Origin of the sequence: Massilia sp. GER05, from assembly GCF_052056005.1 — a bacterium.
Classification (GTDB): domain Bacteria; phylum Pseudomonadota; class Gammaproteobacteria; order Burkholderiales; family Burkholderiaceae_D; genus Telluria; species Telluria orientalis.
Window position 1 is genome coordinate 2,377,295 of record NZ_CP178858.1, and the last position, 16,732, is coordinate 2,394,026.

Genomic DNA, 16,732 nt, shown 5'->3' on the forward strand with positions numbered 1-16,732 from the left:
AAATATCATAAGAAATTATCATGGCGTTTCTGCCAACTATATCGAAGTTCCAAGCGCGAGGGCGTACTGTTGAAGCGGTTTTGACCCCGGATAAAAGGGGCCAGTCATAACAAGTCCTTATGTCGATACAGGCACTTGATATGGCTCATTCGCCACGTCAGATGTTAGTTGAACTACATCACAAGGGGAAGATGATGTCAACAGGATGGAAGAAAAAATGCCCGCGCCGAGTAGCGCGGGCCGGAAGGTCAGTAACGCGCGCGCTTCTCGCGACGGCACTCCAGGCTGCTCACGACACGCCCGGATGGGTCAACGGTCTCGAGGCGCACATCGAAGCCCCACAGCCGTGCGACGTGCTTCAGGACCTCATGCGCCTGCTGGTTCAGGGGGCGGCGCTGGAACTGGGTGTGACGCAGCGTCAGCGCACGGTCGTCCCGCGTGTTGACTTGCCAGACCTGGATGTTCGGCTCGCGGTTGCCGATATTGTACTGATCGGCAAGCTGCTGGCGGACGTAGCGGTATCCGGCCTCGTCGTGGATGGCCGAAATCGTCAGCTTGTCGCTGCGGTCGTCGTCCAGCACGGCGAAGAAGTGGAATTCCCGGATCAGCTTGGGCGACAGGTACTGGGCGATGAAGCTCTCGTCCTTGAAATTGCGCATCGCAAAGTCGAGCGTCTTGAGCCAGTCGCTGCCCGCGATGTCCGGGAACCAGGCCTTGTCCTCGTCCGTCGGCTCTTCGCAGATGCGCTTGATGTCCGTCATCATCGCAAACCCGAGGGCATACGGATTAATGCCATTGTAATAGGGGCTCGTGGCCGGCGGCTGGTAAACGACGTTCGTATGGCTCTGCAGGAATTCCAGCATGAACCCGTCGCCGACGATCCCTTCTTTATAGAGCTCCTGCAGGATCGTGTAGTGCCAGAAGGTCGCCCAGCCTTCGTTCATGACCTGGGTCTGGCGCTGCGGGTAGAAATACTGCGAGATCTTGCGCGTGATCCGCACGAGCTCGCGCTGCCACGGTTCGAGCAGCGGGGCGTACTTCTCGATAAAGTAGAGGAGGTTTTCCTCGGGCTCGGGCGGGAAGCGGGGCGGCGGCTGATCCTTGATCTGTTCCTCGCGCCGCGGCAAGGTGCGCCACAGCTCGTTGACCTGCGACTGCATGTATTCCTCGCGCTCTTTCTGGCGCGCCGCTTCCTGTGCGACCGACAGCTTGGCCGGCCGTTTGTACCGGTCCACGCCATAGTTCTGGATCGCGTGGCAGGAATCGAGCAATTCCTCGACGGCGTCGATGCCGTGCCGCTGTTCGCACTCGGCAATATAGTTCTTCGCAAAGACCATGTAGTCGACGATGGCGTCGGCATCGGTCCAGGTCCGGAACAGGTAATTGCCTTTAAAGAAGGAATTGTGGCCATACGCCGCGTGCGCGATCACGAGCGCCTGCATCGTCAGGCTGTTTTCCTCCATCAGATAGGCGATGCAGGGATTCGAGTTGATGACGATTTCGTAGGCGAGGCCCATCTGGCCCCGTTTATAACTCTTTTCCGTCGTCAGGAAATGCTTGCCGAACGACCAGTGGTTGTACGAGACGGGCATGCCGACGGACGTGTACGCGTCCATCATCTGTTCGGCCGTGATGATCTCGAGCTGATTGGGATAGGTGTCCAGGCCGAACTTCCTGGCCACCCGGCGGATTTCCTCGTGCGCCTGTTCGATCAGGTCGAACGTCCATTCCGACTGCTCGGGCAGGGCGCGCGGGTTGTTGGGATCTCTTGGCATAGCGGGCCTCGCTACTTGGGCTGCTTCTTGAACAATTCGCGAAACACCGGATAGATGTCCGCCGGCGTCACGATCTTCTGCATGGCGAAGTTCTGGTGATCGGCCGCCACCTCGGCGTACTGCTCCCACAGGTTCTGGGGCGGGCCGTCGGTGATCTCGACATACGTGTAGTACTGGACCATGGGCATGATCGCGTTGGTCAGGATCTGCTTGCACAGCACGGAGTCGTTGTCCCAGTTGTCGCCGTCCGAGGCCTGGGCCACGTAGCTGTTCCAGTCGCCGTTGCTGTAGCGTTCCGTGATGACCTTGTTCAGCAGGTGCAGCGCCGACGACACGACCGTGCCGCCCGATTCGCGCGAGTGGAAGAACTCGTTTTCGTCGACCTCGGCCGCCGCCGTGTGGTGGCGGATGAAGACGACGTCGATGTGTTCGTAGACCCGCTTGAGGAACAGGTACAGCAGGATGAAGAAGCGCTTGGCGGTGTCCTTGCGGCTTTCATCCATCGATCCGGACACGTCCATGATGCAGAACATGACGGCTGCCGTGGACGGTTTCGGGATCTTGATGCGGTTGCTGTAGCGCAGGTCGATCGGGTCGATGAACGGGATCGCCAGCAAGCGCGTGTGCAGGTGATGGATCTTGTGCTTCAGTTCGATCACCTGCGGATCGTCGTCCTCCGCACCCTGTTCGCGCAGGTCGCGCAACTGGTGCTCGAGCGCCGTCAACTGCTTGCGGGACGGACCGCCCACCGCGATGCGCCGGCCGAGCGCGCCGCGCAGGGAGCGCAGCACGTGGATATTCGACGGCGTGCCGGAGATGTTGTAGCCGGCGCGCTGGTTCTTGTATTCGACGACCTGGGTCAACTGCGTCTTGACCATGTTCGGCAGCTCGAGGTCTTCGAAGAAGTAATTCATGAATTCTTCGCGGGACAGCTCGAAGATGAAATCGTCTTCGGTCGTCTGCTCGCTGTTGCCCGCACGGCCGCGTCCGGCGCCGCCGCCACCGCCGCGGGGGCGGTTGATCGTGTCGCCTTTCTGGTATTCCGTGTTGCCGGGGTTGACGGTCTCCCACACGCCGCCATGGGCGTGTCCGAAATGCGGCTCGCTCACGTCCTTGACGGGAATCGAGACCTTCTCGCCATTCTCTACGTCGGTGATCGAGCGACCCTTGATCGCCCGGCCCACCGCATCCTTGATTTGCGCCTTATAGCGGCGCAAGAAGCGTTCGCGGTTGACCGCAGACTTGTTCTTGCCCTGCAAGCGTCGGTCGATGAGGTAAGTCAAAACAGGCCTCCTGCTGAAAGTCGCGGCGGGCCGGATTTCTTCCCGGTCCCTTATCTTAACTCGCCGCGCCGTAACGTGTTGGGTGTTACGGATTTGGTGGGCCGCAAGTGTGCATACCGTTAGCTTCACGGGGCTCGAGAAACCGTAGCGAGCGGAAGCATGGGTGGCCGAGAAGCGCAGCCGTACCTTCGGTACGGTCGGTCCGCCGAAGCGGAGCATCGCAGGCCGCCCAGGCGACGCGCAGTAGGTTTATCGAGCCCCCCATGCTTTACGAAGACTTCCTTACACGAAGGTACCACTCGCACAGGAGGCGGACCTGCTTGGGCGTATAGCCTTTTTCGACCATACGGGCCACGAAGTCGGCATGCTTGGTCGCATCTTCCGCGCTGGCTTTCGCGTTGAACGAAATCACCGGGAGCAGTTCCTCGGTATTCGAGAACATTTTCTTCTCGATCACGGTGCGGAACTTCTCATAGCTGGTCCACGCAGGATTCTTGCCGCCGTTCGTCGCCCGCGCGCGCAGCGCGAAGTTGACGATTTCGTTGCGGAAATCCTTCGGGTTCGAAATGCCGGCCGGTTTCTCGATCTTCTCGAGCTCGGCGTTCAACGTTTCGCGGTCGAAGCTTTCGCCCGTGTCCGGATCGCGGAATTCCTGGTCCTGGATCCAGAAGTCGGCAAACGTGACGTAGCGGTCGAAGATGTTCTGGCCGTACTCGGAATAGCTTTCCAGGTAGGCCGTCTGGATCTCCTTGCCGATGAAGTCGACGTAGCGGTTCGCCAGGTGTTCCTTGATATAGGACATGTAGCGCTGCTCGGTCTCGCCCGGGAACTGTTCCCGTTCGATCTGCTGCTCCAGCACGTACAGCAGGTGCACCGGGTTCGCCGCCACTTCGGTGTTGTCGAAGTTGAAGACCTTGGACAGGATCTTGAACGCGAAGCGGGTCGACAGGCCGTTCATGCCTTCGTCCACGCCGGCGTAGTCGACATATTCGTGCAGCGACTTGGCCTTCGGATCGGTGTCCTTCAGGTTCTCGCCGTCGTACACCAGCATCTTCGAATAGATGCTCGAGTTTTCCGGGTCCTTCAGGCGCGACAGGATCGCGAACTGGGCCATCATGCGCAGCGTGCCCGGGGCGCAGGGGGCCTTGTCGAGCGAGGAATTGCGCAGCAGCTTGTCGTAGATCTTGACCTCGTCCGACACGCGCAGGCAGTACGGCACCTTGACGATATAGATACGGTCGAGGAATGCCTCGTTGTTGCGGTTGTTGCGGAAGGTTTTCCACTCGGATTCGTTCGAGTGCGCCAGGATGATGCCTTCGAACGGGATCGCGCCGAAGCCCTCGGTGCCCTTGTAGTTGCCTTCCTGCGTGGCCGTCAGCAGCGGGTGCAGGACCTTGATGGGCGCCTTGAACATCTCGACGAATTCCATCAGGCCCTGGTTCGCCAGGCACAGGCCGCCCGAGTAGCTGTAGGCGTCCGGATCGTCCTGGGCATAGTCTTCGAGCTTGCGGATGTCGACCTTGCCGACCAGCGAGGAAATGTCCTGGTTGTTTTCGTCGCCCGGTTCCGTCTTCGAGATCGCGATCTGCTTCAGGATGGACGGATAGCGTTTGACAACGCGGAACTTGCTGATGTCGCCGCCGTATTCATGCAGCCGCTTGACTGCCCACGGGCTCGGCACCGCACGCAGGAAGCGGCGCGGGATGCCGTAGTCCTCTTCGAGGATGGCGCCGTCCTCGTCCTCGTTGAACAGGCCGAGCGGCGATTCGTTCACCGGCGAGCCTTTCAGCGCGTAGAACGGCACCTGTTCCATCAGGTGCTTGAGTTTTTCCGCGATCGACGATTTACCGCCACCGACCGGCCCCAGCAGATAAAGAATCTGCTTGCGCTCTTCCAGGCCCTGGGCCGCATGGCGGAAATAGGAAACGACCTGTTCGATCACTTCCTCCATGCCGTAGAACTCGCGGAATGCGGGATATACCTTGATGACCTTGTTGGCGAAGATGCGCGACAGGCGCGGGTCGAGGCGGGTGTCGACCAGGGTGGGTTCGCCGATTGCGGCCAGCATGCGCTCGGGAGCGCTGGCGTAAGTCAGGGGATCTTTTTTGCAAAGCTGAAGGTACTCAGACAGGGAGTATTCCTCTTCCCGGGTACGCTCATAGCGGGCTGCGTAGTTATCAAAAATGGTCATGTGAATGTCCTCTAATGTGCTAACACTGATCACGTCTGGCGGCTGACTGAGATTGCCGCCCAAGCCCGGTCTTGGCAGGTGGGACGTCGAAAACCTGCTGCGCGGTGCATTTTTGTCCTGCGATGCTCGCTGTACCAGCGTACAGCTGCGCTTCTCGAACAAAACTGCTGCCGCTCGCGACGGTTTTCGAGATCCCCCAAAGCGTTCTTGTTGGGGTCGCCGTCTGGATTTGGAGGTCAGAAGATCTGACACAAAACGAAGGGCGATGTTCTTGTTCTCATCCGGTTTTGACCGGGGCCTCGTGGTACCCGCCGTTGTGGATCCTGGCGGGTGGCGAGGCCCCTCGCCGGTTTGTTAGCGCCCGCTGAGAGCGTCTTCTTACGCTTATGAAATTTATTATCTGCCTATTAGTTCTCGAAGTCAAAACAGTGTCGTGCACGTGTATCCGGCCTTTCCAAGTCCTTGTAACGAATAAGGAAATAACCTTTTTTAAGATCATTGCGAACCACGCCTTTACACCTTTTTTGGTATTTCGGACATGGTTTCCAACCAAGACTTTTGATCCCGTCAGCCACGATCATGTTTATTAATCGTTAAGTAAATAGTGCACCATCTTGCTAAGCAGTGGCGCACGCGTATCGTGTATGGACATATCAGGAATTCTTCAGTGAAATGAGAGGCTTGCATCGATGCGCTACACTGGCTGCCTGATTCCATTCCACCGATTCAACGCGGAGATCCCATGCTGAACGAACAGCTGCGCCATATGTTGCAGGCGATGCCGAAAGCAGAATTGCACATCCACATCGAAGGCTCGCTCGAGCCCGAGCTGATTTTTGAGCTCGCGCAAAGAAATGGTGTGTCTCTTCCGTATGCATCGGTCGAAGCGTTGCGTCAAGCGTACGCTTTCACCGATCTACAGTCGTTCCTGGATATATATTACGCAGGCGCAAGTGTTCTGCTGACCGAGCAGGACTTTTATGACATGACGATGGCCTACTTGCGCCGTGCCGCCGCGGACAACGTCCGCCATGCGGAGATCTTCTTCGACCCGCAGACCCACACGGCGCGCGGCGTGCCGTTCCAGACCGTCGTCGACGGCATCTGGCGTGCCTGCCAGGACGGGCCGATCAGCGCCACCCTGATCATGTGCTTCCTGCGCCACCTGTCCGAGGAAGAAGCCATTGCCACGCTGGAAGAAGCGCTGCCGTTCCGCGACAAGATCATCGGCGTGGGCCTCGACTCGTCCGAGGTGGGCCACCCGCCGGAAAAATTCGCGCGCGTGTTCGAGCGCGCCCGCAACCTCGGCCTGCACCTCGTCGCGCACGCGGGCGAGGAGGGGCCGCCGGCGTACATCGAGAGTGCGCTCGACGTGCTCAACGTGGAGCGCATCGACCACGGTGTGCGCTGCCTCGAGGATGCCGACCTGACGGCGCGCCTGGTGCGCGAACAGATGGCGCTGACCGTGTGTCCGCTGTCGAACATCAAGCTGCGCGTGTTCGACGTGATGGGCGACAGCAACCTGCGCCGCCTGCTCGACGAAGGCCTCGCCGCCACCGTGAATTCCGACGACCCGGCCTATTTCGGCGGCTATATCAACGCCAATTACCTGGCCGCGTTCGACGCACTGCCGCTCGACGTGAATCACGCGCGCCAACTGGCGAAGAACAGCTTCGCCGCCGCCTTCCTCGAGCCCGAGCGCAAGCGCGCGTACCTGGCCGAAGTGGACGCCTTCTTCGACACCGCACAGGCCGCGTAACCGCCATGCTGATCCAATCCCTGCGCATGACCGCACGCGACTGGCGTGCCGGCGAATTGCGGTTCCTGCTGGTGGCGCTGGTGGTCGCCGTGTCGGCGCTGGCAGCCGTCGGCTTCTTCGTCGACCGCATGCGCGCGGGCCTGAACCGCGACGCGCGCCAGCTGCTGGGCGCCGACCTGCTCGTCAACGCCGACCAGCCGCTGCGCCAGGACTGGCGCGACGAGGCGGCGCGGCGCGGCCTGCTGCTGGCCGACACGGTGACGTTCCCCAGCATGGCGCAGTCCGGACAGGGCGATGCGTCGCAGGCGCTGCTGGCGTCGGTGAAGGCCGTGTCGACGACTTATCCGCTGCGCGGCGCCATGCGCGTGACGACGAGCACGCTCGATGCGAGCGAAGCCCTCGGCGACATCACGCACGACACCCCCGCGCCGGGCACGGTGTGGGTCGACGTCAACCTGCTGCCGCCGCTGCGGATCAAGGTCGGCTCGACGATCCAGCTCGGCGACAAGCCTTTCAAGGTCGCGCGCCTGATTGCGTCGGAGCCGGACCGCGGCGCCTCGTTCGCCAATTTCGCGCCGCGCGTGATGCTGGCGCTGTCCGACCTGAAAGCGACTGGCCTCGTCGACAACTATGCGCGCGTCACGTACCGCATGCAGGTGGCGGCGAAGTCGCCGAACGACCAGGCCGCGATCGCCGGCTACGAGCGCTGGCTGCGCGGCCGGATCGCGGCGGACAACGTGCGCGGCGTGCGCATCGAGACGCTGGAAAACGGCCGTCCCGAAATGCGCTCGACGATCGACCGCGCCGAGCGCTTCCTGTCGCTCGTCGGCCTGCTGTCGGCAATGCTGGCCGCGGTGGCCGTCGCGATGGCCGCGCGCCGCTTCATGCAGCGCCACCTCGACGCCTGCGCGATGCTGCGCTGCCTCGGCATGACGCAGAACGAGGTCGGCGCGCTGTTCCTCATCGAATTCGTCATCGTCGGCCTCGCGGGCAGCGTGCTCGGGGTGCTGGTCGGCTTCGGCGCGCACTTCGTGCTGCTCGAGATGGTGAAAGGCCTGGTTCCCACCGAGCTGCCGCCCGTGTCGCTGCTGCCCGCGCTGCAGGGCATCGCCACCGGCATGCTGCTGCTCGTGGGCTTCGCGCTGCCGCCCGTGCTCCAGCTGCGCAACGTGCCGCACAACCGCGTGATCCGGCGCGAGCAGGCGGCACCGAAGCCGCTCGCGCTGGCCACGTACGGCTTGGGCGCGGCCGTCTTCGTCGGGCTGCTGCTGTGGCAGGCCGGCGACCTGCAGCTCGCGCTGCTCACGGCCGGCGGCTTCGTCGGCGCGTTCGGCCTGTTCGCGCTCGTCGGCTGGCTCGCGCTCCTGTCGCTGCGCCGCCTGCGCGGCGCGTTCCGCCACCAGGCGTGGCGCTTCGCCATCACGTCGCTGCAACGGCGGCCCGGCGCGACGGTCGTGCAGATCGTGTCGCTGTCGCTGGGCCTGATGGCGCTGCTCGTGCTGACCGTCGTGCGCGGCGACCTGATGTCCGCGTGGCGCATGGCGACGCCGCCCGATGCGCCGAACCGCTTCATCATCAACATCCAGCCCGACCAGCGCGACGGCGTCGCCCGCACGCTCCGCGCGGCCGGCGTGCCCGACCCGACCTTGTATCCGATGATCCGCGGCCGGCTCGTCGCCGTGAACGGCAACGCGGTGACCGCGACCACGTACACGGACGAGCGGGCGAAAGGCCTCGCGGAGCGTGAATTCAACCTGTCCTCGACGGCGGACCTGCCGGCGACGAACGAGATCGTGGCGGGCCGCTGGTACCGCGATGCGCCGGGCGTGGCCGAAGCCTCGGTCGAGCAGGGCCTCGCGAACACGCTGCGCCTGAAGCTGGGCGACACGATGCGCTTCGACATGGGCGGCCAGATCGTCGACGCGCAGATCACGAGCCTGCGCAAGCTGGAATGGGGATCGATGCGGGCGAACTTCTTCGTCATCATCAACCCGGCCGCGATGAAGGATGCGCCGACGACGTACATGACCGCGTTCCACCTGGCCGCGCGCGGCATCGGCCTGGCCAACACGCTGACGCGCGCGTGGCCGAATCTCACCGTCATCGACGTCAGCGGCATCATCCGGCAAGTGCAGGAAGTGCTGGACCAGGTCGTCGTGGCGGTGGAATTCCTGTTCATGTTCACGCTGGCCTCGGGTGTGCTGGTGCTGTACGCGGCGCTGATGGGATCGCAGGCCGAGCGCACGCGCGAAGCGGGCCTGCTGCGCGCGCTGGGCGCCACGCGCGGCCAGCTGGCGCAGGCGCAGCGCATCGAGTTCATGCTGGTCGGCGGCCTGTCCGGGTTGCTGGCGGCATCGGGTGCGGCGGCGCTGGGCTGGGCGTTGGCCAGGTACCAGTTCAAGTTCCCGTGGACGTTCGATCCGACCGTGTGGGGCGCGGGGCTGGTCGTGGGCGCCGTGTGCGCGCTCGTCGGCGGCTGGCTCGGCCTGCGCAATGTGTTGCGGCAGCCACCGTTGCAGACACTCAGGGAAGCTTGACGTTCCAGTGGTGCGTGCGTTGCGCTATCATGGACGGATGTCCGATACCAACGCACCCCAAGAGTCCCAGGACGCGCAGGAAGAGACGCGCAGCCTGTACGAGATCATCGGCGGCGAAACCCGCCTGCGCGAACTGGTCGACCGCTTCTACGACCTGATGCAACTGGAGCCGGATTTCGCCGGCATCCACGCGATGCACCCCGTTCCCAACGACAGCTCGCGCGAGAAGCTGTTCATGTTCCTGTCCGGCTGGATGGGCGGGCCGAACCTCTTCATCGAACGCCACGGCCACCCGATGCTGCGCGCGCGCCACTTGCCGTTCGCCATCGGCACGTCCGAGCGCGACCAGTGGCTGCGCTGCATGGCGATGGCGCTGGAAGATCTCGGCTACGACTACGAGTTGCGCCTCGCGCTGATGCAATCGTTTTATCAGACGGCCGACTGGATGCGGAACCGTCCGCATTAATATGCCTACGCTTGAATTCATCGTGCTCGCGCTGGCGCTGCTGGCCGTGCTCGGCCTGCAGCTCGTCCTGCTGACCCGCGCGCGCCGCGGCGGCGATGAGCGCCACGCCTTCGAACGCCTGGAGCGCGAGCTGCGCCAGGAATTGCAGGCCAGCGCCCAGTCCACGCGCCAGGAACTGGCCGCGCATCTCGCGCAGAACCAGGCCGCCACCGTGCAGCAGCTGGACGGCATGCGCCAGCAGATCCAGTTGAATTCGCAGGGCGGGCGCGAGGAACAGGCGCGCGCGCTCAAGCGTTTTTCCGACACCTTGAACGGCGCGCTCGCGAACCTGACGGAATCGAACGCGCAGCGCATGCTGGAAATCCGCGCGACGCTCGAGGCCAAGATCCGCGACCTGCAGAACGATAACGCCAGGCGCCTGGAAGAGATGCGCCAGACCGTCGACGAAAAGCTGCACGCGACGCTGGAGACACGCCTCACGGAATCGTTCCGGCAAGTGTCCGACCGGCTGGAAAAGGTGCACCAGGGCCTGGGCGAGATGCAGCAGCTGGCCGTTGGCGTGGGCGACCTGAAACGCGTGCTCGTCAACGTGAAGACGCGCGGTACGTGGGGCGAGGTGCAGCTGGAAATGCTGCTCGAGCAGATCCTCACGGTCGACCAGTACGCGAAAAACGTCGAGACCGTGCGCGGTTCGAACGCGCGCGTGGAATTCGCGATCAAGCTGCCGGGCTCAATCGACGGCGGTCCTCCATTGTGGCTGCCCATCGACGCCAAGTTCCCCAAGGAGCAGTACGAACGCCTGCTGGAAGCGGCCGAGCAGGGCGATGCCGACGGTGTCGCGCGCTCGGGCGCGGAACTGGAACGCGCCGTGCGCGGCGAAGCGAAGACCATCTGCGAAAAATACGTGGCCCCGCCGGCGACGACGGATTTCGCCATCCTGTTCCTGCCGACCGAGGGCCTGTACGCGGAAGTGATGCGCCGCCCGGGGCTGGCCGACGACCTGCAGCGCACCTTGCGCGTGACGATCGCGGGACCGTCGACGTTGGCGGCGCTGCTCAACAGCCTTCAAATGGGCTTCCGCACGCTGGCGCTGGAAAAACGCTCGTCGGAAGTGTGGCAGGTGCTGGGCGCCGTGAAGACGGAATTCGGCAAGTTCGGCGACGTGCTGGCGCAGACCAAGCTCACGCTGGAACGCGCCGCGAAGAACATCGAAAGCGCCGAGGTGCGCAGCCGGCAGATGGCGCGCAAGCTCAAGTCGGTGGAGGCGTTGCCGAGCGAGGCGGCGCAACTGATGTTGGGCGCGTCGAGCGTCGACGCCGACGATTGAACCGCGGACATTGTTGCAACCCCGTGCCCACCCGTACCGGAAGTTTCCTGGTCGCCTGGTGGGACCGGGACCTCATCGAGTCCACTGACAAAGCAACGTCGACAGCTTCTCAGTCAACCTGACTGCAAAATTTTTGCTTTTAATCAAATTATTATTCGTTATTCACATGCTCGAACGGACGCCATACTGTTAGCTTCTTGAACTAGTTACTTGCGAAAATGAATAGAGCTGCAGACGCCTGTCTTTCCTCTTCCATCGCGGCAAACCGTCAGTCCTTCTTTTACCCCCGTGCGAAGTCTCTTCTTGCGAAGGCCAATGTGCGCCTCGACGGCAGCGCGCCATGGGACATGCGGATTCATCGTTCCGGCGTCCTCAAGCGCGCTTTTTTGCGGGGCAACCTGGGACTGGGCGAAGCATACATGGACGGCGACTGGGATGCCGAACAGCTCGACGAATTTTTTTGCCGCCTGCTTGCAGCGCGCGTGGAGGACGACGTTAATCCGATCGGCCTGACGCTCAATCGTGTTGTCGCCGGCCTGCTCAATCGGCAGACCTTGCGTCGCGCCTGGCAGGTAGGCGAAGTTCATTACGATCTGGGAAACGACTTCTACGCTGCCATGCTGGACCCGCGCATGACGTACACCTGCGGCTACTGGAAGGACGCGGCCAATCTGGCCGACGCCCAGGAAGCGAAACTGGAACTCGTCTGCAAGAAGCTGCAACTGGAACCGGGCATGCGGGTTCTCGATATTGGCTGCGGCTGGGGCAGCTTCATGCGCTACGCGACCGAACGCTACAAGGTGGAATGCGTCGGCGTGACGATTTCGGCGGAACAGGCGAACTATGCACGGGAGCGCTACCCCGACGCCAAACTCGACTTCAGACTGCAGGATTACCGCACGGTGAACGAGCGCTTCGACCGCATCGTCAGTATCGGGATGTTCGAGCACGTGGGGCACAAGAACTACCGTACTTACATGCAGGTGGCACACCGGTGCCTGAACGACGGGGGCCTGTTCCTGCTTCACACGATAGGCCGCAACCACCGTCACGGCATCTCGGATCCGTGGATCGACAAGTATATCTTCCCGAACGGCGAACTGCCGTCGCTGGGACACATCAGCGATGCCATCGAAGGCCTCTTCATCGCCGAGGACGTGCATAACTTCGGGGCGGACTACGACAGGACGCTGATGGCCTGGCATGAGAACTTCGAAACGGCATGGCCGCGTTTCGCCGACCGGCTGGGCCAGCGGTTCTATCGGATGTGGCGGTATTACCTGCTATCGTGCGCCGGCGCATTCCGCGCGCGCGACCTGCAGCTCTGGCAATGGGTGTTGTCGAAGGAAGGCGTGCCCGGCGGCTATTCGCGTGTCAGCTGACGCCTCGCGCCGCACTTCCCAACCCGCCCGCGACAGATCATGATTTTGCCAAGATTGACTCATTTTTTTTACAGCTTCCTGCCTTCCTCCAACCAGATCGGTGCGCGCGAACGCCTGCGCAGCTGTTTCGGCGCCCTGATCGGCATCCTGATCACCGGCGCCGTGACGAGCCTCGCGTTGGGGCATTCATCGTCCGATTTGCCGCTGCTCGTGGCGCCAATGGGCGCCTCCGCAGTCCTGCTCTTCGGCATGCCTGCCAGTCCACTGGCCCAGCCCTGGTCGCTGGTCGGCGGGAACCTGATCGCGGCGCTGGTGGGCGTGACATGCGCGCGCTGGATCGACATGCCTCTGGCGGCGTCCGCGCTGGCCGTGGGACTCTCGATCGCCCTGATGTTTCCCCTGCGCTGCTTTCACCCTCCATCCGGCGCGGTTGCGCTGACGGCCGTGTTGGGCGGCCCCGCGATCCACGCCCTCGGCTACCGGTTCGCGGTGCTGCCGATCGGCCTGAACTCCCTGGTCCTGCTTGCAAGCGCGATCGTCTACCACCGCATGACGGGGCATCGTTATCCGCACCGGGCACGGGCCAGGCGCGCGCCAACGAACGACGAGAAGGCGCCGTTTACACGCGCCGACCTCGAAGCGGTGCTCATGGCGCGCAACGAAATGCTGGACATCGATGTCGGCGACCTCGAGGCGGTCCTCGGCGACGTCGAAGTGCGGGCTTATCGCCGCCGGATGGACAAACTCGACTGCGCGCGTGTCATGACGACCGGCGTCCTGGCCGTGGCGCCGACCGTCAGCGTCAGCAGTGCATGGGCGATACTCGTGCACCACAAGATCAAGGCGCTGCCGGTGCTCGACGACGAGCGCTCGGTGGTGGGCATCGTCACGCAAATGGACTTCATACGCCACGGCGCGCTTCCGCCTTTCATGGACAACACCGACGCCCGGCAGGTCGGCGACATCATGAGCGTCCCCGTCAAGACGGTGTGCGCGTCCCAGCTGGTTGCCGACCTCGTTCCGATGTTCGCCAGTTTCGGGCACCATCACCTTCCCGTCATCGATGCCGCCGGCAAGTTCGCCGGCATGATCACGCAGGCCAACCTCGTCAGAGGCCTGCACCAGCAACCAATAAGCGATGTCGATCCGCCTCGCCCTGCCGCGCCGATTGCGATGCCGGTCGAACATCCAGCGTAATCTCAACATGGACATCAATCTTGCCCGCACGTTTCTCGCAGCCGCGGAAAGTGGAAGTTTCATCGCTGCAGCCGAACGCATGCACGTGTCACAGACCGCGATCAGCGCGCGCATCCGTACGCTGGAGCAGCAACTGGGACGACGCCTGTTCGCACGCAGCAAGGCCGGTACCCGGCTGACGCTGGCCGGCGAGCATTTCATACGACATGCCACGAACATGGTGCAAATCTGGGAGCGAGCCCGCCAACAGGCTGCCCTGCCACCAGGACGAGAAGACGGCATCAGCGTTGGCGGCGAACTGAGCCTTTGGAACCCGCTGCTTGCCGACTGGCTGATCTGGATGCGCCGGCACTGCCCCAAGATCGCGCTTCGCGCGGAAGTGGGCCAGCCCACGCATCTGCTCGACCAGGTGAAAGACGGCGCACTGGATATCGCCCTGCTCTACAATCCACCGCAGCGTCCTGGACTGGTCACGGAACTGCTGGTTGAGGAAAAGCTGATCATGATTACCTCGGATCCAGGGCAGGGGATGTATCCCGACCAGTACATCTATGTCGATTGGGGACCCAACTTCGCGGCGAACCACCAGGCTGCCTTTCCCGAATTGAATAGCCCGCCCATCTACATGTCGCTGGGGCCCCTGGCCCTCACCTACCTGTTGACGGTCGGCGGCGCCGGTTATTTCCGCATCGGCGCGGCAAAGCCCTTGCTGGAAGCTGGACTGGTGCACCGCGTCAGCGATGCACCGGAATTCTCCCACTCCGCCTATGCCGTGTACGCTGCGCAGCGCGACAACAGGACAATGGAGCGTGCCGTCGCCGGGCTGCGCATCGCCGCAGCGGTACCGGAGCGCTCCGGCCAAGGGCATGCGATCGCGGCGCGTCCGCAACTGTCGCAAGCGAATTCATGCGTCAAGCCGGATGCGCGCGTGGGCACGTGACAGTCAAATCAGGCCCTCGAACAACAACACGTCGACCATGTCGCCAGCCTGCACCGTGCCCTGCTCATCGTGCAGCACCACCATGCAATTCGCCTCCGACATCGACCGCAGGATCCCCGATCCCTGCGACCCCGTGATCGCGACGGTCGGCTGGCCATCCGCGCCGCGGGCCAGGATGCCGCGCTGGTATTCCGTACGGCCCGGTTTCTTGCGGATCGTCGCGGCCGAGCGGGCGCGCACCAGTTCCAGTGGCGCCTCGGCCCCCATCATGCGCAGCAGCGCCTCGCGCGCGAAGAAGTAGAACGACACCATCACCGCCACCGGATTGCCCGGCAGCCCGAACAGGAAGGCGCTGCGGCCGTTCGAGGCGATGCGGCCGAAGGCCAGCGGGCGGCCCGGGCGCATGCCGATCTTCCAGAACGTCACGTCCCCCAGGCGCGCCATGATCTGCTTCGTGTAGTCGGCGGCGCCGACGGAGACGCCGCCGGATGTGATGATGGCGTCCGCGTTCTCGCACGCGTCGCGCAACGCCTGTTCGAGCGCCTGCGGATCGTCGCGCACGACGCCCATGTCGATCAGGTCGCAGCCCAGGCGCTGCAGCATGCCGTAGATCGTGTAGCGGTTGCTGTCGTAGACGCAGCCTTCGTCCAGCGGCTGGCCGATCGAGCGCAGCTCGTCGCCGGTCGAGAAGAACGCCACGCGCAGGCGGCGCCGCACGGGGACTTCCGCCACGCCCAGCGACGCGAGCAGCCCGAGGTCGGCCGGACGCACGATCTTGCCGGCGCGCAGCGCGGCGCTGCCGGCCTTCAGGTCTTCGCCGGCCAGGCGGCGGTTGTCGCCCGTGCGGATGGTGCCGGGTGCGATGACCATCGTGTCGCCCTCGACGCTGACGAATTCCTGCGGCACGACGCTGTCGCAGCCGGCCGGCATGACGCCACCCGTCATGATGCGCACGCATTCGCCCGCTTGCGGGCTGCCGTCGAATGCGCGGCCGGCGTACGCGGTGCCGATCACCCGCAGGCGCGCGGGCGCGTCGGCCGAGAGGTCCGATCCGCGCAGCGCGTAGCCGTCCATCGCCGAGTTGTCGTGGGCCGGCACGTTGATCGGAGAAATGATGTCGGCCGCGAGCACGCGGCCCAGCGCGGCGCGCAGCGCCACCATCTCCGTCGCGCGCACGGGCGTGACGAATTCGCGGATGATGCGCTGGGCGTCGCGCACGGGCAGGGCGTCCGGGTCGTATGCGGACAGGCAGCTCACCACGTCGGCCAGGCGCGGCACTTTCAAGGGTTCGAGTTCGCGCAATTCGTCGAGCGTGTTGATGTTGCGGAAGGCGTCGGCGTCGTCGAACAGCACCTCGGTGACCTTGATCTGCGGGTACCAGCCGTCCATGCGGCGCCCGCCGCCATCGAGGTAGGCCGACAGCACGGGCTCCAGGCCGGCCTTCAGCAGGCAGAATACGGGATGCACCTGGCGCCGGCCGTTTTCCTCGGTGACGGCGACGGCGAGATCGGCACCGGCCGCGCGCAGGCCCTCGTGCAGGCGCTCCGCGAGGTCGGCCGGCAGGAACGGCGAATCGCACGGCGCCGTGAGCAGGTAAGTCGTCGCGCAGCGGCGCAGGCCCGCCTGCAGGCCGGCGAGCGGGCCCGCGTAGTCCGGCGTGTCGTCCGGCCAGACCGGTACGCCGTACGCGGCATACGTATCGAGGTTGCGGTTGGCGTTGATGGCGACCGTCGCCACCTGCGGTGCGAGGCGCGCCAGCACGTGCGCGGCCATGGTCGTGCCGCCGAACGGCTGCAGGCCCTTGTCGACGTGGCCCATGCGCGTGCCGCGGCCGCCGGCGAGAATCAGGCCGCTGATGGATTCCTTGTTCATATT

General features: G+C 63.8%; 11 protein-coding genes. 7 read left to right on the forward strand and 4 right to left on the reverse strand.

The window, feature by feature from the left end:
* Window positions 1-248: 248 nt before the first annotated feature.
* The 3 genes from ACL58G_RS10655 to ACL58G_RS10665 all read right to left on the reverse strand — a co-directional run bounded on the left by ACL58G_RS10655 (window position 249) and on the right by ACL58G_RS10665 (window position 5,249).
* Entirely contained in the window at window positions 249-1,775 is a 1,527-nt protein-coding gene (locus ACL58G_RS10655; RefSeq protein ID WP_025511494.1) for a SpoVR family protein, read from the reverse strand.
* A gap of 11 nt (window positions 1,776-1,786) precedes the next feature.
* Complete coding sequence (locus ACL58G_RS10660) at window positions 1,787-3,058, reverse strand: YeaH/YhbH family protein (protein WP_413338370.1); 1,272 nt, start codon at window positions 3,056-3,058, stop codon at window positions 1,787-1,789.
* A gap of 268 nt (window positions 3,059-3,326) precedes the next feature.
* Window positions 3,327-5,249 carry a PrkA family serine protein kinase gene (locus ACL58G_RS10665; RefSeq protein WP_036233941.1) on the reverse strand — a complete coding sequence of 641 codons (1,923 nt, stop codon included), beginning with the start codon at window positions 5,247-5,249 and terminating at the stop codon, window positions 3,327-3,329.
* Between the two features lie 742 nt (window positions 5,250-5,991).
* Here ACL58G_RS10665 and ACL58G_RS10670 point away from each other — a divergent pair.
* The 7 genes from ACL58G_RS10670 to ACL58G_RS10700 all read left to right on the forward strand — a co-directional run bounded on the left by ACL58G_RS10670 (window position 5,992) and on the right by ACL58G_RS10700 (window position 14,857).
* Window positions 5,992-7,008, forward strand: coding sequence for an adenosine deaminase (locus ACL58G_RS10670; protein ID WP_440966752.1), 1,017 nt, complete (start codon window positions 5,992-5,994; stop codon window positions 7,006-7,008).
* Between the two features lie 5 nt (window positions 7,009-7,013).
* On the forward strand, window positions 7,014-9,545 hold the full coding sequence (locus tag ACL58G_RS10675) for an ABC transporter permease (protein ID WP_440966754.1): 2,532 nt from the start codon (window positions 7,014-7,016) through the stop codon (window positions 9,543-9,545).
* 37 nt (window positions 9,546-9,582) lie between these two features.
* Window positions 9,583-10,011: a group II truncated hemoglobin gene (locus ACL58G_RS10680; protein WP_440966755.1), complete on the forward strand. Its 429-nt coding sequence runs from the start codon at window positions 9,583-9,585 to the stop codon at window positions 10,009-10,011.
* A gap of 1 nt (window position 10,012) precedes the next feature.
* On the forward strand, window positions 10,013-11,338 hold the full coding sequence (locus ACL58G_RS10685; protein ID WP_440966757.1) for a DNA recombination protein RmuC: 1,326 nt from the start codon (window positions 10,013-10,015) through the stop codon (window positions 11,336-11,338).
* 218 nt (window positions 11,339-11,556) lie between these two features.
* Window positions 11,557-12,720, forward strand: a complete 1,164-nt coding sequence (gene cfa, locus ACL58G_RS10690; protein WP_440966759.1) for a cyclopropane fatty acyl phospholipid synthase — start codon at window positions 11,557-11,559, stop codon at window positions 12,718-12,720.
* Between the two features lie 39 nt (window positions 12,721-12,759).
* A complete protein-coding gene (locus ACL58G_RS10695; RefSeq protein WP_440966761.1) occupies window positions 12,760-13,917 on the forward strand; it encodes an HPP family protein in 1,158 nt (385 codons plus the stop codon).
* Entirely contained in the window at window positions 13,859-14,857 is a 999-nt protein-coding gene (locus ACL58G_RS10700; protein ID WP_440966762.1) for a LysR family transcriptional regulator, read from the forward strand. The genes ACL58G_RS10695 and ACL58G_RS10700 overlap by 59 nt, the downstream gene beginning before the upstream one ends.
* Window positions 14,858-14,860: 3 nt before the next feature.
* Here ACL58G_RS10700 and moeA read toward each other — a convergent pair whose 3' ends face one another.
* Entirely contained in the window at window positions 14,861-16,729 is a 1,869-nt protein-coding gene (moeA, locus tag ACL58G_RS10705) for a molybdopterin molybdotransferase MoeA (protein ID WP_440966763.1), read from the reverse strand.
* Window positions 16,730-16,732: the final 3 nt, after the last annotated feature.

Excerpts from the sequence above, each read along its gene's own strand:
- ACL58G_RS10655 (WP_025511494.1), bottom strand. The coding sequence starts at position 1,775 with ATGCCAAGAGATCCCAACAACCCGCGCGCCCTGCCCGAGCAGTCGGAA.
- ACL58G_RS10665 (WP_036233941.1), bottom strand. The coding sequence starts at position 5,249 with ATGACCATTTTTGATAACTACGCAGCCCGCTATGAGCGTACCCGGGAA.
- ACL58G_RS10670 (WP_440966752.1), top strand. The coding sequence starts at position 5,992 with ATGCTGAACGAACAGCTGCGCCATATGTTGCAGGCGATGCCGAAAGCA.
- ACL58G_RS10675 (WP_440966754.1), top strand. The coding sequence starts at position 7,014 with ATGCTGATCCAATCCCTGCGCATGACCGCACGCGACTGGCGTGCCGGC.
- ACL58G_RS10680 (WP_440966755.1), top strand. The coding sequence starts at position 9,583 with ATGTCCGATACCAACGCACCCCAAGAGTCCCAGGACGCGCAGGAAGAG.
- ACL58G_RS10685 (WP_440966757.1), top strand. The coding sequence starts at position 10,013 with ATGCCTACGCTTGAATTCATCGTGCTCGCGCTGGCGCTGCTGGCCGTG.
- cfa (WP_440966759.1), top strand. The coding sequence starts at position 11,557 with ATGAATAGAGCTGCAGACGCCTGTCTTTCCTCTTCCATCGCGGCAAAC.
- ACL58G_RS10695 (WP_440966761.1), top strand. The coding sequence starts at position 12,760 with ATGATTTTGCCAAGATTGACTCATTTTTTTTACAGCTTCCTGCCTTCC.
- ACL58G_RS10700 (WP_440966762.1), top strand. The coding sequence starts at position 13,859 with ATGTCGATCCGCCTCGCCCTGCCGCGCCGATTGCGATGCCGGTCGAAC.
- moeA (WP_440966763.1), bottom strand. The coding sequence starts at position 16,729 with ATGAACAAGGAATCCATCAGCGGCCTGATTCTCGCCGGCGGCCGCGGC.